The organism is Pseudomonas sp. A (assembly GCF_056270345.1).
This window is the reverse complement of record NZ_CM149873.1, coordinates 225,653-245,949: the sequence shown is the minus strand read 5'-3', so window position 1 is coordinate 245,949 and position 20,297 is coordinate 225,653. Positions and strand designations below refer to the sequence as shown.

The following is a 20,297-nucleotide window of genomic DNA, read 5'->3' as shown; positions in this document are numbered from 1 at the left end:
TTTAGGCAAGAGGTTCACTGTCGTGGCTAAAGAAAAATTTGATCGTTCCCTTCCGCACGTTAACGTTGGCACCATCGGCCACGTTGACCACGGTAAGACCACTCTGACCGCAGCTCTGACTCGCGTTTGCTCCGAAGTTTTCGGTTCGGCAATCGTTGAGTTCGACAAGATCGACTCGGCTCCGGAAGAAAAAGCACGCGGTATCACCATCAACACCGCTCACGTTGAGTACAACTCGACCATTCGTCACTACGCTCACGTTGACTGCCCAGGTCACGCTGACTACGTGAAGAACATGATCACCGGTGCTGCCCAGATGGACGGCGCGATCCTGGTTTGCTCGGCCGCCGATGGTCCGATGCCACAAACCCGTGAGCACATCCTGCTGTCCCGTCAGGTTGGCGTTCCGTACATCGTGGTCTTCCTGAACAAGGCTGACCTGGTAGACGACGCCGAGCTGCTGGAACTGGTCGAGATGGAAGTTCGCGACCTGCTGTCCACCTACGACTTCCCAGGCGACGACACTCCGATCATCATCGGTTCCGCTCGTATGGCCCTGGAAGGCAAAGACGACAACGAAATGGGCACTACCGCTGTCAAGAAGCTGGTAGAGACTCTGGACAGCTACATTCCTGAGCCAGTTCGTGCCATCGACCAGCCGTTCCTGATGCCGATCGAAGACGTATTCTCGATCTCGGGTCGTGGTACCGTTGTTACCGGTCGTATCGAGCGTGGTATCGTCCGCGTTCAGGATCCGCTGGAAATCGTTGGTCTGCGTGACACCACCACCACCACCTGCACCGGTGTTGAGATGTTCCGCAAGCTGCTGGACGAAGGTCGTGCTGGCGAGAACTGCGGCGTTCTGCTGCGTGGTACCAAGCGTGACGACGTTGAGCGTGGCCAGGTTCTGGTCAAGCCAGGTTCGGTCAAGCCGCACACCAAGTTCACCGCAGAAGTCTACGTCCTGTCGAAGGAAGAAGGCGGCCGTCACACTCCGTTCTTCAAAGGCTACCGTCCTCAGTTCTACTTCCGTACCACTGACGTGACCGGTAACTGCGAACTGCCGGAAGGCGTTGAGATGGTAATGCCAGGTGACAACATCCAGATGACTGTCACCCTGATCAAGACCATCGCGATGGAAGACGGTCTGCGCTTCGCCATCCGTGAAGGCGGTCGTACCGTCGGCGCCGGCGTCGTAGCCAAAATCATCGAGTAATCACTCGACCGATTGAAAAAACCCCCGCTCAGCGGGGGTTTTTTTTATTGGGTTGACACTAAATTGGGGCGTCTATAGAATCACGCCTCCTTTTAGCGGGCGTAGTGCGTCCGTTGGGAACAGCCTGGAGTCTGAAATCCAATGCAAAATCAGCAAATCCGTATCAGGTTGAAGGCTTTCGACCATCGCCTGATCGACCAATCCACCCAGGAAATCGTGGAAACCGCGAAACGTACTGGTGCACAAGTGCGTGGTCCAATTCCACTGCCTACCCGCAAAGAGCGTTTCACCGTTCTGGTCTCCCCGCACGTCAACAAAGACGCGCGTGACCAGTACGAGATTCGCACTCATAAGCGTGTTCTGGACATCGTCCAGCCAACGGATAAAACCGTTGACGCGCTGATGAAGCTTGATCTGGCGGCCGGCGTGGAAGTGCAGATCAGCCTCGGCTAAGACTTCGGTCTGGTCGTGTAACGCTCTGAAATGGGCGGCCATAGCGGGTGAAAGCCCCGTACACTCATGAGGTTTACAACATGACTATTGGTGTAGTCGGTCGAAAAGCGGGTATGACCCGTATTTTCACCGAAGAAGGTGTCTCCATTCCGGTCACGGTCATTGAGATCGAGCCGAATCGCGTCACCCAGTTCAAAACCGAAGAAACTGATGGCTACCGTGCAGTGCAAGTCACTGTCGGCGAGCGTCGTGCTTCGCGCGTGACCGCCGCTCAGGCAGGCCACTTTGCCAAGGCCAACGTTGCCGCTGGTCGCGGTGTCTGGGAGTTCCGTCTTGAAGAAGGCGATTTCCAGGCTGGCGATCTGATCAAAGCTGAACTCTTCACTGCAGGCCAGCTGGTAGACGTAACCGGTCAGTCCAAAGGTAAAGGCTTCGCCGGTACCATTAAGCGTTGGAACTTCCGTGGTCAAGATAACACCCACGGTAACTCCGTATCGCACCGTGTCCCTGGCTCCATCGGCCAGTGCCAGACTCCTGGTCGTGTATTCAAGGGCAAGAAAATGTCCGGTCACATGGGCGCCGAGCGCGTGACTGTTCAGTCCCTGGAAGTAGTACGCGTAGACGCTGAACGCAACCTGCTGCTGATCAAGGGTGCCGTTCCAGGCGCTACTGGCGGCGACGTGGTCGTGCGTCCGGCTGTCAAGGCTCGCGGGTAAGGGGAAACTGACATGCAACTTAATGTAAATGACGCTCAGGCGATCGAAGTTTCCGAACTGACTTTCGGTGGCGAATTCAACGAGACGCTGGTTCACCAGGCAGTCGTAGCCTACATGGCTGGCGGTCGTCAGGGCACCAAGCAGCAGAAGACCCGTTCTGACGTGGCCGGTGGCGGTAAGCGCCCATGGCGTCAGAAAGGTACTGGCCGTGCTCGTGCCGGTACTACCCGTGGTCCGATCTGGCGTGGCGGTGGTGTAACCTTCGCAGCTCGTCCTCAAGATCACTCGCAGAAGCTCAACAAGAAGATGTACCGCGCAGCCCTGCGCTCCATCCTCGCTGAGCTGGTGCGTAGCGACCGTCTGGTCGTGGTTCAGGACTTCGCTGTCGAAGCACCGAAAACCAAGGATCTGCTGAACAAGCTGAACGGCATGGGTCTGAGCGACGTTCTGATCGTTTCCGACGCTGTTGATCAGAACCTGTACCTGGCTGCTCGCAACCTGCCGCACGTCGACGTACGTGACGTTCAAGGTTCCGACCCGGTCAGTCTGATCGCATACGAGAAAGTGTTGATCACTGTCTCGGCCGTGAAGAAATTCGAGGAGCTGCTGGGATGAACCAGGAACGCGTATTCAAAGTCCTCCTTGGCCCGCACGTTTCCGAGAAGGCTACCGTTCTGGCTGAGAAAAAAGGCCAGTTCGTATTCAAGGTTGCTACCGATGCGACCAAGCTGGAAATCAAGAAAGCTGTCGAAGGCCTGTTCAACGTAAAAGTTGAAAACGTGTCGACTGTCAACGTTCTGGGTAAAACCAAGCGTACCGCACGTGGTCTGGGCAAGCGTAATGACTGGAAGAAGGCGATCGTCTCCCTTCAGCCAGGCCAAGATCTCGATTTCAGCAGCAGTGCTGAGTAAGGAAGGGGTGCATCATGGCAATCGTTAAATGCAAACCGACTTCCCCTGGCCGCCGTTTTGTGGTCAAGGTGGTCAACAAGGAGCTGCACAAAGGCGCTCCTCACGCACCGCTGCTCGAGAAAAAATCGAAGTCTGGTGGTCGTAACAACAATGGCCGCATCACCACTCGTCACGTTGGTGGTGGTCATAAGCAGCATTACCGTCTGGTCGACTTCCGTCGCAACGATAAAGATGGCATTCCAGCCACTGTCGAGCGTATCGAATACGATCCGAACCGTACTGCTCACATCGCCCTGCTGTGCTACGCAGACGGCGAGCGTCGCTACATCATCGCCCCTAAAGGCGTGAGTGCTGGCGACCAGCTGATCGCAGGTGCCCTGGCCCCAATCAAGGCCGGTAACTCCCTGCAACTGCGCAACATCCCAGTAGGTAGCACCATTCACGGCATCGAACTGAAGCCGGGTAAAGGTGCTCAGATCGCTCGTTCCGCTGGTGCTTCCGCTCAGCTGATCGCGCGTGAAGGCGTCTACGTGACTCTGCGTCTTCGCTCTGGCGAAATGCGTAAAGTACTGGCTGAGTGCCGTGCGACCCTGGGCGAAGTCTCGAACTCCGAGCACAGCCTGCGTTCGCTGGGTAAAGCTGGTGCCAAACGCTGGCGCGGCGTTCGCCCAACCGTTCGTGGTGTTGCCATGAACCCGGTTGACCACCCGCATGGTGGTGGTGAAGGTCGTACCTCCGGTGGTCGTCATCCGGTATCGCCATGGGGCTTCCCAACCAAGGGTGCTAAAACCCGTGGTAATAAGCGTACCGACAACATGATCGTCCGTCGTCGCAAGTAACTAGAGGGATACGACAGTGCCACGTTCTCTGAAAAAAGGTCCTTTTATCGATCTTCACCTGCTGAAGAAGGTCGAAGTGGCGGTGGAGAAGAATGATCGCAAGCCAGTTAAAACCTGGTCGCGTCGTTCGATGATCCTGCCACAAATGGTCGGTCTGACCATCGCCGTACACAACGGTCGTCAACATGTCCCAGTTCTCGTGAACGAAGACATGGTCGGCCACAAACTGGGCGAGTTCGCCGGTACCCGCACCTACCGCGGGCACGTGGCTGACAAGAAAGCCAAGCGTTAAGGGGTAAGGAAATGGAAGTAGCCGCTAAGTTGTCGGGCGCTCGCATCTCCGCCCAGAAAGCCCGCTTGGTCGCCGACCAGATCCGCGGGAAGAAGGTGGGCGAAGCGCTCAACCTGTTGGCCTTCAGCAGCAAAAAAGCCGCTGAAATCATGAAGAAAGTCCTCGAGTCGGCCGTTGCCAACGCCGAACACAACGAAGGCGCAGACGTTGATGACCTGAAGGTCTCCACCGTCTTCGTCAACGAAGGGCGTTCGCTGAAGCGCATCATGCCACGTGCCAAAGGCCGTGCTGATCGCATCGTCAAGCGGTCTTGCCATATCACTGTCAAGGTTGCGGACAAGTAACGGAGTCGATCAGATGGGTCAGAAAGTACATCCCACTGGCATTCGCCTGGGAATCGTCAAGGAGCACACCTCCGTCTGGTATGCAGACGGCGCTACTTACGCAGATTACCTGTTGAAGGATCTGAAAACGCGTGAGTACCTCCAAGACAAACTAAAAAGCGCGTCCGTAAGCCGTATCGATATTCATCGCCCGGCTCAAACTGCACGCATCACCATCCACACCGCTCGTCCCGGTATCGTTATCGGCAAGAAAGGTGAAGATGTTGAGAAACTGCGTCAGGACCTGACCAAGCAGATGGGTGTGCCTGTGCACATCAACATCGAAGAGATCCGCAAGCCGGAACTCGACGCCATGCTGGTTGCTCAGAGCGTTGCCCAGCAGCTGGAGCGCCGCGTTATGTTCCGTCGCGCCATGAAGCGCGCCGTGCAGAACGCCATGCGTATTGGTGCCAAGGGCATCAAGATCCAGGTGAGCGGTCGTCTCGGCGGTGCCGAGATCGCACGTACCGAGTGGTATCGCGAAGGTCGTGTGCCTCTGCACACCCTGCGTGCCGATATCGACTACAACACCTACGAAGCTCACACCACCTACGGTGTGATCGGTGTGAAGGTTTGGATCTTCAAAGGCGAAGTAATTGGTGGTCGCCAGGAAGAGCTGAAGCCTCAAGCACCAGCGCCTCGTAAAAAAGCTGCTAAGTAAGGGGTACGCCAAATGTTGCAACCAAAGCGTACAAAATTCCGCAAGCAGATGACCGGCCACAACCGTGGTCTGGCACTGCGCGGTAGCAAGGTCAGCTTCGGCGAGTTCGCTCTGAAAGCTGTTGCTCGCGGTCGCCTCACCGCCCGCCAGATCGAGTCGGCACGTCGTGCCCTGACCCGTCACGTAAAACGTGGCGGCAAGATCTGGATCCGTGTCTTCCCGGACAAGCCGGTTACCAAGAAGCCTCTCGAGGTTCGTATGGGTAAAGGTAAAGGTTCCGTGGAATACTGGGTTGCCCAGATTCAGCCAGGCAAAGTCCTGTACGAAATCGAGGGTGTTTCTGAAGAGCTGGCGCGCGAAGCTTTCGCCCTGGCCGCTGCAAAGCTGCCTCTCGCCACCTCCTTTGTTAAGCGGACGGTGATGTGATGAAAGCGAATGAACTTCGTGAAAAATCCGCACAGCAACTGAATGAGCAACTGCTCGGCTTGCTGCGCGACCAGTTCAATCTGCGCATGCAGAAAGCAACTGGCCAGTTGGGGCAGTCGCACCTGCTCTCGCAAGTTAAGCGTGACATCGCTCGCGTGAAAACTGTGCTCAACCAGCAGGCAGGTAAGTGATCATGGCTGAAGCTGAAAAAACCGTCCGTACGCTGACTGGCCGTGTCGTCAGCGACAAAATGGACAAGACCATCACCGTTCTGATCGAGCGTCGCGTAAAGCACCCGATCTACGGTAAATACGTTAAGCGTTCGACTAAGCTGCACGCGCACGACGAATCCAACCAGTGCAAGATCGGCGACAAGGTTTCCATCCGTGAAACCCGTCCGCTGGCCAAGACCAAGTCCTGGGCACTGGTTGAAGTCCTCGAACGCGCTGTTGAAGTCTAAGGGCTAGGGGTCGGAGAAATTTTATGATTCAGACTCAATCCATGCTCGATGTGGCCGATAACAGCGGCGCTCGTCGCGTCATGTGCATCAAGGTGCTCGGCGGTTCCCACCGTCGTTACGCCGGCATCGGTGACATCATCAAAGTAACCGTCAAGGAAGCAATTCCGCGCGGCAAGGTCAAAAAAGGCCAGGTGATGACCGCTGTTGTCGTCCGTACCCGTCACGGTGTACGTCGCGCTGACGGTTCCATCATTCGTTTCGACGGCAACGCTGCTGTTCTGCTGAACACCAAGCAAGAGCCGATCGGCACTCGCATCTTCGGGCCAGTGACCCGTGAACTTCGTACCGAGAAGTTCATGAAGATCGTCTCGCTCGCCCCAGAAGTGCTCTAAGGAGATCCGACATGCAAAAGATTCGTCGTGACGACGAGATCATCGTGATCGCCGGCAAAGACAAAGGTAAGCGCGGTAAGGTGCTGAAGGTTCTGGCTGATGACCGCCTGGTCATCGGTGGTGTGAACCTGGTCAAGCGTCATACCAAGCCTAACCCGATGGCGGGCGTCCAGGGCGGTATCGTCGAGAAAGAAGCGCCTCTGCACGCTTCCAACGTTGCCATCTTCAACGGCGAAACCAACAAGGCTGACCGCGTTGGTTTCAAAGTAGAAGACGGTAAGAAAATTCGTGTCTTCAAGTCGACCCAAAAAGCGGTTGATGCTTGAACACTGCTAGGTAGAAGACCATGGCACGACTGAAAGAGATTTACCGGAACGAAATCGCTCCTAAGCTTAAGGAAGAACTTAAGCTGTCGAACGTGATGGAAGTTCCGCGCGTTACCAAAATCACCCTGAACATGGGTCTGGGCGAAGCGATCGGCGACAAGAAAGTCATCGAGCACGCTGTTGCCGACCTGGAAAAGATCACCGGTCAAAAGCCGGTCGTGACTTTCGCTCGTAAATCCATCGCGGGCTTCAAAGTCCGTGAGGGCTGGCCGATCGGCGTCAAGGTGACCCTGCGTAGCGACAAGATGTACGAATTCCTGGACCGCCTGCTGGCGATCTCCCTGCCTCGGGTTCGCGACTTCCGCGGCCTGAATGCCAAGTCCTTCGATGGCCGTGGCAACTACAGCATGGGCGTGAAAGAGCAGATCATCTTCCCGGAAATCGACTACGACAAGATCGATGCTCTGCGCGGTTTGGACATCACCCTGACCACCACTGCTCGTTCGGACGACGAAGGCCGCGCTCTGCTGCGTGCTTTCAAGTTCCCGTTCCGCAACTGATTGGAGTAGGAAAATGGCCAAGAAGAGCATGAAAAACCGCGAGCTGAAGCGTCAGCTCACGGTAGCCAAGTTCGCTAAAAAGCGCGCTGAGCTGAAAGCGACCATCGTCAACCTGAACGCCTCTCCAGAAGAGCGTTTCGCTGCCGTTGTCGCTCTGCAGAAGCAACCACGTGACGCCAGCGCCTCGCGCCTGCGTAACCGTTGCCGCCTGACCGGTCGTCCGCACGGTGTATACCGTAAGTTCGGCCTGGGCCGTAACAAGCTGCGCGAAGCCGCCATGCGCGGTGACGTGCCAGGTCTGGTCAAGGCCAGCTGGTAATCCCGGTTGGCGTGACGCCGGCGCGAGGGGAGCAATCTTCCGACCGTCGGTGACCTCGCAACGAAACAAGCCCCTATATGGGGCTTGTTTCGTTTCTGCCTTGTGTCTAGAATGACCGGCTCACCTGAGCCTGGGTTTTTTGCCCTGCCTGCTCGGGTGGTTGTGATAGCCGCAAGGCTAATAATTCTTGTATCAGGAGCATCTAGCCCATGAGTATGCAGGACCCGTTAGCGGACATGCTAACTCGCATCCGTAATGCCCAGATGGCTGAAAAGTCTGTCGTAAGCATGCCTTCTTCCACCCTGAAGGTCGCGGTTGCCAAAGTACTGAAAGACGAAGGCTACATCGCCAGCTACGAAGTGACCGGCGAAGCCAAGCCTTCCCTGTCGATCGAGCTGAAGTACTTCGAAGGCCGTCCGGTCATCGAAGAGCTGAAGCGTACCAGCCGTCCTGGCCTGCGCCAGTACAAGGCCGTTACCGAGCTGCCGAAAGTACGTGGCGGCCTGGGCGTGTCTATCGTCTCCACCAACAAAGGTGTGATGACTGACCGCGCTGCGCGCGCTGCCGGTGTCGGCGGCGAAGTTCTGTGCACAGTGTTCTAAGGGGAGATAGGCATGTCTCGCGTCGCTAAGAACCCCGTTAAGCTGCCAGCAGGCGTCGAAGTCAAATTCGCCGGCCAGCAGCTTTCGGTGAAGGGTGCCAAGGGCACTCTCGAACTGAACGTTCACTCGTCTGTTGAAGTTACCGAAGAAGCTGGTGAGCTGCGTTTCGTTGCTCGCAACGGTGACCAGCAAGCTCGCGCCATGGCCGGTACTACCCGCGCCCTGGTGAACAACATGGTCCAAGGCGTAAGCCAAGGCTTCGAGCGCAAGCTCCAGCTGGTCGGTGTTGGTTACAAGGCTCAGGCTAAAGGCACCGTCCTGAACCTGGCTCTGGGCTTCTCGCACCCAGTGGATTACGAACTGCCAGCCGGTATCACCGCTGAAACCCCAAGCCAGACCGACATCCTGATCAAGGGTATCGACAAGCAGCTGGTGGGTCAGGTGGCCGCTGAAGTCCGCGGTTTCCGTCCGCCAGAGCCTTACAAGGGCAAGGGTGTGCGTTACGCGGATGAAGTAGTCCGTCGTAAAGAAGCCAAGAAGAAGTAGGGCCTAGCAAATGACCGACAAAAAAGTTATTCGACTGCGTCGCGCTCGCAAAGCACGCCTGAAAATGCACGAGCTCGAAGCCGTGCGTCTGTGCGTGTTCCGCTCCTCGCAGCACATCTATGCCCAGGTCATCTCGGCCGACGGCAGCAAGGTTCTGGCAAGCGCCTCGACCTTGGACAAAGAACTGCGTGATGGCGCCACCGGCAACATCGACGCGGCCACTAAGGTTGGCAAGCTGGTAGCTGAGCGTGCGAAAGCCGCCGGTGTATCTCAAGTTGCCTTTGACCGTTCCGGCTTCAAGTACCACGGCCGCGTCAAGGCGCTGGCTGATGCTGCTCGTGAAGGCGGGCTGGAGTTCTAAGTTATGGCAAATAACGATCAAAAGCGCGACGAAGGCTACATCGAGAAGCTGGTTCAAGTTAACCGCGTAGCCAAAACCGTTAAAGGCGGCCGTATCTTCACCTTCACCGCGCTGACCGTGGTAGGTGATGGCAAGGGTCGTGTTGGCTTTGGCCGTGGCAAATCGCGCGAAGTACCTGCCGCGATCCAGAAAGCCATGGAAGCTGCTCGTCGCAACATGATTCAGGTTGACCTGAAGGGCACCACCCTGCAGTACGCCACCAAGGCCGCCCACGGCGCCTCGAAGGTCTACATGCAGCCTGCCTCGGAAGGTACCGGTATCATCGCCGGTGGCGCAATGCGTGCCGTCCTGGAAGTTGCTGGCGTTCAGAACGTCCTGGCCAAGTGCTACGGTTCGACCAACCCGGTGAACGTGGTTCACGCCACCTTCAAGGGTCTGAAAGCCATGCAATCCCCTGAGTCCATTGCTGCCAAGCGCGGCAAGACTGTCGAGGAGATCTTCTGATCATGGCAACCGTAAAAGTAACGCTGATCAAGAGCGTCTCGGGCCGTATCCCTAACCACAAGCTGTGCGTCAAGGGTCTGGGTCTGCGTCGCATCGGTCACACTGTAGAAGTCCAGGATACTCCCGAAAACCGCGGGATGATCAACAAGGCCTACTACATGCTGAAGGTCGAGGGTTAATCGATGAAACTCAATGATCTGAGTCCAGCGCCGGGTTCCCGTCGCGAGAAGCACCGTCCGGGCCGTGGTATCGGTAGCGGTCTGGGTAAGACCGGTGGCCGTGGCCACAAGGGTCAGACCTCCCGTTCCGGTGGCTCCATCGCTCCAGGCTTCGAAGGCGGTCAACAGCCGCTGCACCGTCGCCTGCCGAAGTTCGGCTTCGTTTCCCTGAAAGCCATGGACCGCGCAGAAGTGCGTCTGTCCGAGCTGGCCAAGGTGGAAGGCGATCTGATCACCGTTCAGTCCCTCAAGGACGCCAACGTGATCGGCCAGCACGTACAGCGCGTGAAAATCATGCTGTCGGGCGAAGTCACTCGCGCAGTCACCCTCAAGGGTATCGCCGTCACCAAAGGTGCACGTGCGGCTATCGAAGCAGCTGGCGGCAAGTTCGAGGAATAAATGGCTAAGCAAGGTGCTCTCTCTTCGCTCGGTAAGGGCGGGATGTCGGAACTCTGGGCTCGTCTGCGTTTTCTGTTCATGGCGATCATCGTCTATCGGATTGGCGCGCACATCCCAGTGCCAGGCATTAACCCGGACCGTCTCGCGGATCTGTTCCGGCAGAATGAGGGGACCATTCTTAGCTTGTTCAACATGTTTTCCGGTGGCGCGCTGGAGCGCATGAGCATCTTTGCACTGGGGATCATGCCGTACATCTCGGCATCGATCATCATGCAGCTCATGACCGCTGTCAGCCCGCAACTGGAGCAGTTGAAGAAGGAAGGTGAAGCTGGCCGTCGCAAGATCAGCCAGTACACCCGCTACGGCACCGTTATCCTGGCGCTGGTTCAAGCCATTGGCATGTCCATTGGCCTGGCCAACCAGGGCGTGGCGTTTTCTGCGGGCCTGGGCTTCCATGTCGTCGCTGTCTCCACCTTCGTGGCGGGCGCGATGTTCATGATGTGGCTCGGCGAGCAGATTACCGAGCGCGGTGTGGGCAACGGTATCTCGATGTTGATCTTCGCGGGTATCGTTGCCGGTCTTCCGAGAGCAATCGGGCAGTCTTTCGAGTCTGCACGCACAGGCGATATCAACATCTTCGCCCTGGTCGCAATCGGTTTGCTGGCAGTAGCGATTATCGGTTTCGTGGTGTTCATTGAGCGTGGTCAGCGTCGTATCGCCGTTCACTACGCCAAGCGTCAGCAGGGCCGCAAGGTCTTCGCTGCGCAGACCAGCCACCTGCCGCTGAAGGTGAACATGGCGGGCGTAATTCCGGCCATTTTCGCGAGCAGCATCTTGCTGTTCCCGGCTTCGCTGGGTGCCTGGTTCGGTCAGTCCGAAGGTATGGGCTGGCTGCAGGACATCTCGCAGTCGATCGCTCCTGGTCAGCCGTTGAACATTTTGCTGTTTAGTGCAGGGATCATTTTCTTCTGCTTCTTCTACACAGCGTTGATGTTCAACCCGAAAGACGTAGCGGAAAACCTGAAGAAGTCCGGTGCCTTTATTCCGGGCATCCGTCCTGGTGAGCAGTCGGCGCGCTACATTGATGGCGTCCTGACCCGTCTGACCATGTTCGGTGCTCTTTACATGATGGCCGTCTGCCTTCTGCCCCAGTTCCTGGTGGTGGCAGCAAACGTGCCGTTCTACCTTGGCGGGACCTCGTTGCTGATTGTGGTAGTGGTTGTGATGGACTTCATGTCCCAAGTACAATCGCACCTCGTTTCGCACCAGTACGAATCCCTGATGAAGAAAGCCAACCTGAAAGGCTACGGCGGCAGCGGTCTGCTGCGCTGATTTAGCCCCCTAAGGTTCGAGGAGTCGGTAATGAAAGTTCGTGCATCGGTGAAAAAGCTGTGCCGCAACTGCAAGATCATTCGACGCGAAGGCGTCGTGCGCGTGATCTGCAGCGCGGAACCGCGTCACAAGCAGCGCCAAGGCTGAGTGTGATCCGCGCTTCAAACCCAGCAGCTAGTGTGCTGCTGGGTTGATTATTCGTTTCTACAGCGATATTATCTCGCGCCCTATTTCTTGGCTTCCGGGGCGTAGGTAGCTGTCAATTGGAGTCCCACTGAATGGCCCGTATTGCAGGCGTCAACATTCCAGATAACAAGCATACTGTTATCTCGCTGACCTACATCTATGGTGTCGGTCGCACTACCGCGCAGAAAATCTGTGCGGACGCTGGTGTGAATCCAGCCGCAAAGATCAAGGATCTGAGCGACGAGCAAATCGAAACCCTGCGTGGCGAAGTTGCGAAGTTCACCACCGAAGGTGACCTGCGTCGTGACATCAACATGAAGATCAAGCGCTTGATGGACCTGGGTTGCTACCGCGGCCTGCGTCATCGTAAAGGTCTGCCGGTTCGCGGTCAGCGCACCAAGACCAACGCACGCACCCGTAAGGGCCCGCGTAAGCCGATCCGCAAGTAATCGCCCAGGAATATAGACATGGCAAAACCTGCTGCTCGTCCTCGTAAAAAAGTCAAAAAGACAGTGGTTGATGGCATCGCCCACATCCATGCGTCTTTCAACAACACCATCGTGACCATCACCGACCGTCAGGGCAACGCACTGTCCTGGGCTACTTCCGGTGGTTCGGGTTTCCGTGGTTCGCGCAAATCCACCCCGTTCGCAGCCCAGATCGCTGCTGAGCGTGCTGGTCAAGCTGCGCTGGAATATGGTCTGAAGAACCTCGACGTCAACGTCAAGGGTCCAGGTCCAGGTCGTGAATCCGCCGTTCGTGCACTGAACAGCTGCGGCTACAAGATCGCCAGCATCACCGACGTGACGCCAATCCCGCATAACGGGTGCCGTCCGCCGAAGAAGCGTCGCGTGTAATCAGGAGACAGATAAATGGCACGTTACATTGGTCCAAAATGCAAACTGTCTCGCCGTGAAGGCACTGACCTGTTCCTGAAGAGCGGCGTTCGCGCTCTGGAATCGAAGTGCAACATCGAAGCAGCCCCAGGTATCCACGGCCAGCGCCGTGGCCGTCAGTCCGACTACGGTACCCAGCTGCGCGAGAAACAAAAAGTCCGTCGTATCTACGGTGTTCTGGAGCGTCAGTTCCGCGGTTACTACCAGGCTGCAGCCTCGAAAAAAGGCGCAACCGGTGAGAACCTGCTGCAACTGCTCGAGTGCCGTCTGGATAACGTCGTCTACCGTATGGGCTTCGGCTCGACTCGTTCCGAGTCGCGTCAGCTGGTTTCGCACAAAGCGATCAGCGTCAACGGTAAGACTGTGAACATTCCATCCTACCAAGTTCGTCCGGGTGACGTGGTCTCGGTTCGCGAGAAGTCGCTGAACCAGCTGCGCATTGTTCAAGCCCTTGAACTGTGCGCCCAGCGTGGCCGCGTTGAGTGGGTAGACGTGGATGCTGCTAAAAAGTCGGGCGTTTTCAAGAACGTTCCTGCTCGCAGCGACCTGTCCGCCGACATCAACGAAAACCTGATTGTCGAGCTCTACTCCAAGTAAGGGCTAGAAAATAGGTGCATCCATGCAGATTTCGGTAAATGAGTTTCTGACACCCCGTCACATCGACGTGCAGGTTGTCAGTCCAACCCGCGCCAAGATCACGCTCGAGCCTCTCGAGCGTGGCTTCGGCCATACCCTGGGCAACGCGCTGCGCCGCATCCTGTTGTCCTCCATGCCTGGCTGTGCAGTAGTCGAGGCCGAGATCGACGGCGTACTCCACGAGTACTCCGCGATCGAAGGTGTTCAGGAAGACGTCATTGAAATCCTGTTGAACCTGAAAGGCCTGGCTATCAAACTGCACGGTCGTGACGAAGTTACGCTGACCTTGTCGAAAAAGGGTTCGGGGGTGGTTACCGCTGCCGATATTCAGCTGGATCACGATGTCGAGATCGTCAACCCCGATCACGTAATCGCGAACCTGGCGTCCAACGGCGCCCTGAACATGAAGCTCACCGTAGCTCGTGGTCGCGGTTACGAGCCGGCCGACTCCCGTCAGACCGACGAAGACGAAAGCCGCAGCATTGGCCGTCTCCAGCTGGACGCTTCGTTCAGCCCGGTGCGTCGTATCGCCTACGTGGTCGAGAACGCCCGTGTTGAACAGCGTACCAACCTGGACAAGCTGGTCATCGATCTGGAAACCAACGGTACCCTGGATCCTGAAGAGGCTATCCGTCGTGCCGCGACCATCCTGCAACAGCAGCTGGCCGCGTTCGTCGACCTCAAAGGTGACAGCGAGCCAGTTGTGGTTGAGCAGGAAGACGAGATCGATCCGATCCTGCTGCGCCCGGTTGACGACCTGGAACTGACCGTACGTTCGGCCAACTGCCTCAAGGCGGAGAACATCTACTACATCGGCGACCTGATTCAGCGTACCGAAGTAGAGCTGTTGAAGACTCCTAACCTGGGCAAGAAGTCCCTGACTGAAATCAAGGACGTCCTGGCCTCCCGTGGTCTTTCCCTCGGCATGCGCCTCGACAACTGGCCGCCTGCAAGTCTTAAGAAAGACGACAAGGCGACTGCCTGATCGTCGTAATCACCGAACGTAGTGTTTGGTAAGGAATGAATCATGCGTCATCGTAAAAGTGGACGTCACCTGAGCCGTACCAGCTCTCACCGCAAGGCTATGTTCCAGAACATGGCAGTGTCGCTGATCGAGCACGAGCTGATCAAAACCACCCTGCCGAAAGCCAAGGAACTGCGCCGCGTTGCCGAGCCGCTGATCACCCTGGCCAAGGAAGACAGCGTTGCCAACCGTCGTCTGGCCTTCGACCGTACCCGTTCGAAGTCCGCCGTTGGCAAACTGTTCAACGACCTGGGCAAGCGTTACGCCACCCGTCAGGGCGGCTACCTGCGCATCCTGAAGTGCGGTTTCCGCGCTGGCGACAACGCGCCTATGGCGTACGTCGAGCTGGTTGATCGTCCGGTCGGTGGTGCTGTAGAAGCTGCCGAGTAAGACGTTCTGTCTGCTGCAAAGAACCGGGCCTAGGCCCGGTTTTTTGTTGCCTTATAAATTGTTATTTTCTATTGATGTAAGTCAGGTAATGAATTTGTTCTTGTAACATGGGTCGACAATACTCTCTCCAAGCCGATTAGCCGGCAGTTCAAGACCGATCAGGAGAGCCCATGAGCAAGATTCTCACCACCGCAAGCGGCGCGCCCGTAGCCGACAACCAGAATTCCCGTTCCGCAGGCCCCCGTGGCCCGCTGCTGCTCGACGATTTCCACCTGGTCGAGAAGCTCGCCCACTTCAACCGCGAGAACATCCCTGAGCGTCGCGTGCACGCCAAGGGCTCCGGCGCCTACGGTACCTTCACTGTCACCCGCGATATCACTGAACTCACCAGTGCCAAGCTGTTCGACAGCATCGGCAAGCAGACCGAGACGTTCCTGCGCTTCTCCACCGTGGGCGGCGAACGCGGCTCGGCGGACACCGAACGCGACCCGCGAGGTTTCGCGGTGAAGTTCTACACCGAGGAAGGCAACTGGGACATCGTCGGCAACAACACCCCGGTGTTCTTCATCCGTGATCCGCTGAAGTTCCCCGACTTCATCCACACCCAGAAGCGTCACCCGCAGAGCAACCTGAAGAACGCGCAGATGATGTGGGACTTCTGGTCGCATTCGCCCGAGGCGCTGCACCAGGTCACCATCCTGTTCTCTGATCGAGGCATCCCGGACGGCTACCGTCACATGCACGGTTTCGGCAGCCACACCTACAGCCTGATCAACGCCAAGGGTGAGCGCACCTGGGTCAAGTGGCACTTCAAGACCCAGCAAGGTATCAAGAACCTGGCGCCGGCCGAGGCCGCCCGCCTGGCGGGCAGCGACCCGGACTACGCCCAGCGCGACCTGTTCCAGGCCATCGAGCGTGGCGACTTCCCGCGTTGGAGCGTGTGCATCCAGGTGATGAGCGAAGCCGAGGCCGCCAGCCGTGACGAGAACCCCTTCGACGTGACCAAGACCTGGTCGCAGAAGGACTACCCGTTAATCGAGGTCGGCGTGCTGGAGCTCAACCGCAACCCGCTCAACTACTTCGCCGAAGTCGAGCAGGCGGCGTTCGGGCCCAGCAACATGGTGCCCGGGGTCGGCCTGTCGCCGGACCGCATGCTGCAGGGCCGGGTGTTCGCCTATGCCGATGCTCACCGCTACCGCGTAGGCACCAACCACCAGCACTTGCCGGTCAATGCACCACGCTGCCCGGTGCACAGCTACCAGCGCGATGGCTCCATGGCCACCGGCGCCTACGGCAGTGCTCCGAACTACGAGCCCAACAGCTACGCGGACGCGCCGAAGCAGTCGCCGCGCCATGCAGAACCGGCATTGGCCCTGAACGGTTCGGCGGACCGCTACGACCACCGCGAAGACAACGACTACTACAGCCATGCCGGCGCGCTGTTCCGCCTGATGAGCGATGAGCAGAAGGCGCTGTTGATCGGCAACATCGCCGGCACCATGGCTGGCGTCAGCGAGGATGTCGTCCAGCGTCAACTGCAGTACTTCTTCAAGGCAGATCCTGCCTACGGAGAAGGCATCGCCAAGGCCTTGGGCGTGAACCTCGCCTAAGTCGAAGTGATAACAAGAACCGCCCTCGTTTGGGCGGTTTTTCAATGAATATCACTACTGTTTAGCCGATTATTTGCTTCTAATTGCGCGTTTTTCAGTGACCGCGAACAAAACCTGGTTCACACTATGTCCCATAGACGTATTCACAGGGAGAATCAGGGCGATGCAAGGTCACCCGGACGTAATCAACTACCTCGTCACGTTGCTGAAGGGCGAACTGGCAGCACGCGATCAGTACTTCATTCACTCGCGGATGTACGAAGATTGGGGCTTGGGCAAGCTCTACGAGCGTATCAACCACGAGATGGAAGAAGAGACGCAGCACGCCGATGCCCTGATGCGCCGTATCCTCATGCTCGAAGGCACCCCGGACATGCGCGCCGATGACCTGCACGTTGGCAGCACCGTGCCGGAAATGATCGAGGCCGATCTGAAGCTCGAGTACAAGGTCCGCGCCGCGCTGTGCAAGGGCATCGAGCTGTGCGAGCTGCACAAGGACTACATCAGCCGCGATATCCTGCGTGCGCAGCTGGCCGATACTGAAGAAGATCACACCTACTGGCTGGAGAAGCAGCAGGGGCTGATCAAGGCCATTGGCCTGGAGAACTACCTGCAGTCGCAGATGTAAAAGCTTGGGGCTGCCTTGCAGCCCTTTCGCGGCACGAGGCCGCTCCTACAGGCGATCGCGTAATCTTTTGATTGACGCGTTCAAATGTAGGAGCGGCCTTGTGCCGCGAAAGGCGCGCAAAGCGCCCCTAATGCCTCAAGCCCGATCCCGCTCCAGCAGCGGCTTCAGGTAATGCCCGGTATACGACTGCTTCTTCTCGGCCAGTTCCTCCGGCGTACCGCAGGCAATGATCTGCCCACCCTTGGAGCCACCCTCCGGCCCCAGGTCCACCAGCCAGTCGGCAGTCTTGATCACATCCAGGTTGTGCTCGATCACCACCACGGTATTGCCGTGGTCACGCAGGCGGTGCAGCACGTCCAGCAGTTGCTGGATATCGGCGAAGTGCAGGCCGGTGGTCGGTTCGTCGAGGATATACAGGGTCTTGCCGGTGTCGCGCTTGGACAGCTCGCGTGACAGCTTGACCCGCTGCGCCTCGCCACCCGACAGGGTGGTCGCCGATTGTCCCAGCTTGATGTACGACAGGCCGACATCCATCAGCGTCTGCAGCTTGCGCGCCAGGGCCGGGACCGCGTCGAAGAACTCGCGGGCATCCTCGATGGTCATTTCCAGCACCTCGTGGATGTTCTTGCCCTTGTACTTGATCTCCAGGGTTTCGCGGTTGTAACGCTTGCTCTTGCACACGTCGCAGGGCACGTAGATGTCCGGCAGGAAGTGCATTTCCACCTTGATCAGGCCGTCACCCTGGCAGGCCTCGCAGCGCCCGCCCTTGACGTTGAACGAGAAGCGCCCCGGGCCGTAGCCACGGGAGCGCGACTCCGGCACGCCGGCGAACAGCTCGCGGATCGGCGTGAAGATGCCGGTGTAGGTCGCCGGGTTGGACCGAGGCGTGCGGCCGATCGGGCTCTGGTCGATATCCACGACCTTGTCCAGGTGCTGCAGGCCATCGACGCTGGCGTGCGGCGCGGCCTCCAGGCTGCTCGCGCCGTTGAGCGCGGTGGCGGCGAGGGGGAACAGGGTGTTGTTGATCAGCGTCGACTTGCCCGAGCCGGACACGCCGGTCACGCAGGTCAGCAGGCCGATCGGCAGCTCCAAGTCAACGTTCTGCAGGTTGTTGCCGCGCGCGCCCTTGAGCTTGAGCGACAGCTTCTTGTTGCGCGGGGTGCGCTTGGCCGGAACGACGATCTTCTTGCGCCCGGACAGGTATTTGCCGGTCAGCGAGTCGGGGTGCGCCATGACCTCCTCGGGCGAGCCCTCGGCGACGATCTGGCCGCCATGCACGCCAGCGCCCGGGCCGATATCCACCACGTAGTCGGCCAGACGGATGGCGTCCTCGTCGTGCTCGACCACGATCACTGTGTTGCCCAGGTCGCGCAGGTGGTTGAGGGTGGCCAGCAGGCGGTCGTTGTCCCGCTGATGAAGACCGATGGACGGTTCATCGAGGATGTACATCACTCCCACCAGGCCGGCGCCGATCTGGCTGGCCAGGCGGATACGCTGGGCCTCGCCGCCGGACAGGGTATCGGCGCTGCGGTCCAGCGTCAGGTAATCGAGGCCGACGTTGACCAGGAACTGCAGGCGCTCGCAGATCTCCTTGAGGATCTTCGCCGCGATCTCGCCACGGCGGCCGGTCAGGGTTAGGTCGCTGAAATAGTTGCTGGCTTCACCGATCGGCAGGTTGGTCACCGCCGGCAGGGTCTTCTCGCCCACCCACACATGCCGCGCCTCACGGCGCAGGCGGGTGCCGCGGCAGTCGGGGCAGGGCTGGGTGCCGAGGAACTTGGCCAGCTCTTCGCGCACGGTGGCCGATTCGGTCTCGCGGTAGCGGCGCTCGAGGTTGGGCACGATGCCTTCGAAGGGGTGCGAGCGCTTGACGATGTCGCCACGGTCGTTGAGGTACTTGAAATCGACGCTCTGCTTGCCGCTGCCCTGCAGGATGACCTTCTGGTGCTCGGCCGACAGCTCGCCGAACGGTTCCTCGAGACTGAAGCCGTAGTGCGCGGCGAGTGAGCCGAGCATCTGGAAGTAATAGACGTTGCGCCGGTCCCAGCCACGTATCGCGCCTTCGGCCAGGGTCAGCTCGGCGTTGACCAGGCGCTTGGTGTCGAAGAACTGCTTCACCCCCAGACCGTCACAGGTCGGGCAGGCGCCGGCCGGGTTGTTGAAGGAGAACAGCTTGGGCTCCAGCTCGCTGATCGCATGGCCGCACACCGGGCAGGCGAAGCGCGCCGAGAAGATCACGTCCTCGCCGTCCTCGTCGTCCATCGGCGCGACCAGGGCGATGCCGTCGGCCAGCTTGAGCGCGGTCTCGAACGATTCGGCCAGGCGCTGCTGCAGGTCGGCGCGGACCTTGAAGCGGTCGACCACCACATCGATGCTGTGCTTCTTCTGTTTATCCAGCTTGGGCAGTTCGTCGAGCTCGTAGAGCTTGCCGTTGACCCGGGCGCGGACGAAGCCCTGGGCGCGCAGTTCGTCGAACACCGCCAGGTGCTCGCCCTTGCGCTCGCGGATCACCGGAGCCAGCAGCATCAGCTTGCTGCCTTCGGGCTTTTCCAGCACCAGGTCGACCATCTGGCTGATCGTTTGCGCTTCCAGCGGGATATCGTGGTCCGGGCAGCGTGGAGTACCGACGCGGGCATAGAGCAGGCGCAGGTAGTCGTAGATCTCGGTGATGGTGCCAACGGTCGAGCGCGGGTTGTGCGAGGTCGACTTCTGCTCGATGGAGATCGCCGGCGACAGGCCTTCGATGGTGTCGACGTCGGGCTTTTCCATCATCGACAGGAACTGCCGGGCATAGGCCGACAGCGATTCGACGTAACGGCGCTGGCCTTCGGCGTACAGCGTGTCGAACGCCAGCGAGGACTTGCCGGATCCGGACAGGCCGGTGATCACGATCAGTTTGTCCCGAGGCAGGGTCAGGTCGATGTTCTTCAGGTTGTGGGTACGCGCCCCACGGATCAGGATCTTGTCCACTACGGCCTCGCTCGGCGGGCATAAACAAAGGAGTATACGGC

General features: G+C 58.5%; 32 protein-coding genes. 31 read left to right on the top strand and 1 reads right to left on the bottom strand.

The annotated features are described in order from the left end of the window. Positions 1 to 22: 22 nt before the first annotated feature. From tuf to bfr, 31 genes are all read left to right on the top strand, one after another. Entirely contained in the window at positions 23 to 1,216 is a 1,194-nt protein-coding gene (tuf, locus tag AC0MAZ_RS01145) for an elongation factor Tu (protein WP_003255489.1), read from the top strand. Positions 1,217 to 1,357: 141 nt separating this feature from the next. Continuing rightward, the gene (gene rpsJ / locus AC0MAZ_RS01140; RefSeq protein ID WP_003186070.1) at positions 1,358 to 1,669 is read left to right on the top strand and encodes a 30S ribosomal protein S10; all 312 of its coding nucleotides are present in this window, start codon (positions 1,358 to 1,360) and stop codon (positions 1,667 to 1,669) included. An 80-nt stretch (positions 1,670 to 1,749) separates the two neighbouring features. Beyond that, positions 1,750 to 2,385, top strand: coding sequence for a 50S ribosomal protein L3 (gene rplC / locus AC0MAZ_RS01135; RefSeq protein ID WP_011531887.1), 636 nt, complete (start codon positions 1,750 to 1,752; stop codon positions 2,383 to 2,385). Between the two features lie 12 nt (positions 2,386 to 2,397). Beyond that, positions 2,398 to 3,000: a 50S ribosomal protein L4 gene (rplD, locus tag AC0MAZ_RS01130; RefSeq protein WP_003255485.1), complete on the top strand. Its 603-nt coding sequence runs from the start codon at positions 2,398 to 2,400 to the stop codon at positions 2,998 to 3,000. Further along, a complete protein-coding gene (gene rplW / locus AC0MAZ_RS01125; protein WP_003255484.1) occupies positions 2,997 to 3,296 on the top strand; it encodes a 50S ribosomal protein L23 in 300 nt (99 codons plus the stop codon). The genes rplD and rplW overlap by 4 nt, the downstream gene beginning before the upstream one ends. A 14-nt stretch (positions 3,297 to 3,310) precedes the next feature. Continuing rightward, positions 3,311 to 4,135, top strand: a complete 825-nt coding sequence (rplB, locus tag AC0MAZ_RS01120) for a 50S ribosomal protein L2 (RefSeq protein ID WP_027915105.1) — start codon at positions 3,311 to 3,313, stop codon at positions 4,133 to 4,135. A gap of 16 nt (positions 4,136 to 4,151) precedes the next feature. Beyond that, the gene (gene rpsS, locus AC0MAZ_RS01115) at positions 4,152 to 4,427 is read left to right on the top strand and encodes a 30S ribosomal protein S19 (protein WP_003255482.1); all 276 of its coding nucleotides are present in this window, start codon (positions 4,152 to 4,154) and stop codon (positions 4,425 to 4,427) included. Positions 4,428 to 4,438: 11 nt separating this feature from the next. Continuing rightward, positions 4,439 to 4,771 (top strand): 50S ribosomal protein L22, encoded by a 333-nt coding sequence (gene rplV, locus AC0MAZ_RS01110; RefSeq protein ID WP_003103908.1) that lies wholly within the window; start codon positions 4,439 to 4,441, stop codon positions 4,769 to 4,771. A gap of 13 nt (positions 4,772 to 4,784) precedes the next feature. Further along, positions 4,785 to 5,471, top strand: coding sequence for a 30S ribosomal protein S3 (rpsC, locus tag AC0MAZ_RS01105; protein WP_003255481.1), 687 nt, complete (start codon positions 4,785 to 4,787; stop codon positions 5,469 to 5,471). Between the two features lie 12 nt (positions 5,472 to 5,483). Beyond that, entirely contained in the window at positions 5,484 to 5,897 is a 414-nt protein-coding gene (rplP, locus tag AC0MAZ_RS01100; protein WP_009397508.1) for a 50S ribosomal protein L16, read from the top strand. Next, a complete protein-coding gene (gene rpmC / locus AC0MAZ_RS01095; RefSeq protein WP_002555481.1) occupies positions 5,897 to 6,088 on the top strand; it encodes a 50S ribosomal protein L29 in 192 nt (63 codons plus the stop codon). The genes rplP and rpmC overlap by 1 nt, the downstream gene beginning before the upstream one ends. A 2-nt stretch (positions 6,089 to 6,090) precedes the next feature. Next, a complete protein-coding gene (gene rpsQ / locus AC0MAZ_RS01090) occupies positions 6,091 to 6,357 on the top strand; it encodes a 30S ribosomal protein S17 (protein WP_008089812.1) in 267 nt (88 codons plus the stop codon). Between the two features lie 23 nt (positions 6,358 to 6,380). Further along, positions 6,381 to 6,749: a 50S ribosomal protein L14 gene (rplN, locus tag AC0MAZ_RS01085; protein ID WP_008089810.1), complete on the top strand. Its 369-nt coding sequence runs from the start codon at positions 6,381 to 6,383 to the stop codon at positions 6,747 to 6,749. Between the two features lie 11 nt (positions 6,750 to 6,760). Beyond that, positions 6,761 to 7,075 carry a 50S ribosomal protein L24 gene (rplX, locus tag AC0MAZ_RS01080; RefSeq protein WP_003255476.1) on the top strand — a complete coding sequence of 105 codons (315 nt, stop codon included), beginning with the start codon at positions 6,761 to 6,763 and terminating at the stop codon, positions 7,073 to 7,075. Between the two features lie 20 nt (positions 7,076 to 7,095). After that, entirely contained in the window at positions 7,096 to 7,635 is a 540-nt protein-coding gene (gene rplE / locus AC0MAZ_RS01075) for a 50S ribosomal protein L5 (protein ID WP_003255474.1), read from the top strand. Between the two features lie 13 nt (positions 7,636 to 7,648). Then, complete coding sequence (gene rpsN / locus AC0MAZ_RS01070) at positions 7,649 to 7,954, top strand: 30S ribosomal protein S14 (RefSeq protein WP_011531890.1); 306 nt, start codon at positions 7,649 to 7,651, stop codon at positions 7,952 to 7,954. A gap of 209 nt (positions 7,955 to 8,163) precedes the next feature. Beyond that, complete coding sequence (gene rpsH / locus AC0MAZ_RS01065) at positions 8,164 to 8,556, top strand: 30S ribosomal protein S8 (RefSeq protein WP_028690236.1); 393 nt, start codon at positions 8,164 to 8,166, stop codon at positions 8,554 to 8,556. A gap of 12 nt (positions 8,557 to 8,568) precedes the next feature. Further along, complete coding sequence (gene rplF, locus AC0MAZ_RS01060; protein WP_110739044.1) at positions 8,569 to 9,102, top strand: 50S ribosomal protein L6; 534 nt, start codon at positions 8,569 to 8,571, stop codon at positions 9,100 to 9,102. A gap of 10 nt (positions 9,103 to 9,112) precedes the next feature. Then, on the top strand, positions 9,113 to 9,463 hold the full coding sequence (gene rplR / locus AC0MAZ_RS01055) for a 50S ribosomal protein L18 (protein WP_023629183.1): 351 nt from the start codon (positions 9,113 to 9,115) through the stop codon (positions 9,461 to 9,463). A 3-nt stretch (positions 9,464 to 9,466) separates the two neighbouring features. Beyond that, positions 9,467 to 9,967: a 30S ribosomal protein S5 gene (gene rpsE, locus AC0MAZ_RS01050; RefSeq protein WP_011531894.1), complete on the top strand. Its 501-nt coding sequence runs from the start codon at positions 9,467 to 9,469 to the stop codon at positions 9,965 to 9,967. Positions 9,968 to 9,969: 2 nt separating this feature from the next. After that, entirely contained in the window at positions 9,970 to 10,146 is a 177-nt protein-coding gene (gene rpmD / locus AC0MAZ_RS01045) for a 50S ribosomal protein L30 (protein WP_011531895.1), read from the top strand. A gap of 3 nt (positions 10,147 to 10,149) precedes the next feature. Continuing rightward, the gene (rplO, locus tag AC0MAZ_RS01040) at positions 10,150 to 10,584 is read left to right on the top strand and encodes a 50S ribosomal protein L15 (protein ID WP_011531896.1); all 435 of its coding nucleotides are present in this window, start codon (positions 10,150 to 10,152) and stop codon (positions 10,582 to 10,584) included. Then, a complete protein-coding gene (gene secY, locus AC0MAZ_RS01035) occupies positions 10,585 to 11,916 on the top strand; it encodes a preprotein translocase subunit SecY (RefSeq protein ID WP_003255459.1) in 1,332 nt (443 codons plus the stop codon). 30 nt (positions 11,917 to 11,946) lie between these two features. Next, complete coding sequence (rpmJ, locus tag AC0MAZ_RS01030) at positions 11,947 to 12,063, top strand: 50S ribosomal protein L36 (protein WP_002555468.1); 117 nt, start codon at positions 11,947 to 11,949, stop codon at positions 12,061 to 12,063. A gap of 131 nt (positions 12,064 to 12,194) precedes the next feature. After that, positions 12,195 to 12,551, top strand: a complete 357-nt coding sequence (rpsM, locus tag AC0MAZ_RS01025; protein ID WP_003255457.1) for a 30S ribosomal protein S13 — start codon at positions 12,195 to 12,197, stop codon at positions 12,549 to 12,551. An 18-nt stretch (positions 12,552 to 12,569) separates the two neighbouring features. Next, a complete protein-coding gene (gene rpsK, locus AC0MAZ_RS01020) occupies positions 12,570 to 12,959 on the top strand; it encodes a 30S ribosomal protein S11 (RefSeq protein WP_003255454.1) in 390 nt (129 codons plus the stop codon). 15 nt (positions 12,960 to 12,974) lie between these two features. Beyond that, entirely contained in the window at positions 12,975 to 13,595 is a 621-nt protein-coding gene (rpsD, locus tag AC0MAZ_RS01015; RefSeq protein WP_023629185.1) for a 30S ribosomal protein S4, read from the top strand. Between the two features lie 22 nt (positions 13,596 to 13,617). After that, positions 13,618 to 14,619 carry a DNA-directed RNA polymerase subunit alpha gene (locus tag AC0MAZ_RS01010; protein WP_003255452.1) on the top strand — a complete coding sequence of 334 codons (1,002 nt, stop codon included), beginning with the start codon at positions 13,618 to 13,620 and terminating at the stop codon, positions 14,617 to 14,619. Between the two features lie 42 nt (positions 14,620 to 14,661). Next, positions 14,662 to 15,048 carry a 50S ribosomal protein L17 gene (gene rplQ, locus AC0MAZ_RS01005; protein ID WP_003255451.1) on the top strand — a complete coding sequence of 129 codons (387 nt, stop codon included), beginning with the start codon at positions 14,662 to 14,664 and terminating at the stop codon, positions 15,046 to 15,048. 170 nt (positions 15,049 to 15,218) lie between these two features. Continuing rightward, a complete protein-coding gene (locus tag AC0MAZ_RS01000) occupies positions 15,219 to 16,658 on the top strand; it encodes a catalase (protein ID WP_203650001.1) in 1,440 nt (479 codons plus the stop codon). 163 nt (positions 16,659 to 16,821) lie between these two features. Next, positions 16,822 to 17,286: a bacterioferritin gene (gene bfr / locus AC0MAZ_RS00995; RefSeq protein WP_050703558.1), complete on the top strand. Its 465-nt coding sequence runs from the start codon at positions 16,822 to 16,824 to the stop codon at positions 17,284 to 17,286. Between the two features lie 135 nt (positions 17,287 to 17,421). Here the strand turns inward: bfr and uvrA are convergent, their stop codons facing one another. Next, positions 17,422 to 20,256 (bottom strand): excinuclease ABC subunit UvrA, encoded by a 2,835-nt coding sequence (gene uvrA / locus AC0MAZ_RS00990; RefSeq protein WP_254464850.1) that lies wholly within the window; start codon positions 20,254 to 20,256, stop codon positions 17,422 to 17,424. Between the last annotated feature and the right edge of the window lie 41 nt (positions 20,257 to 20,297).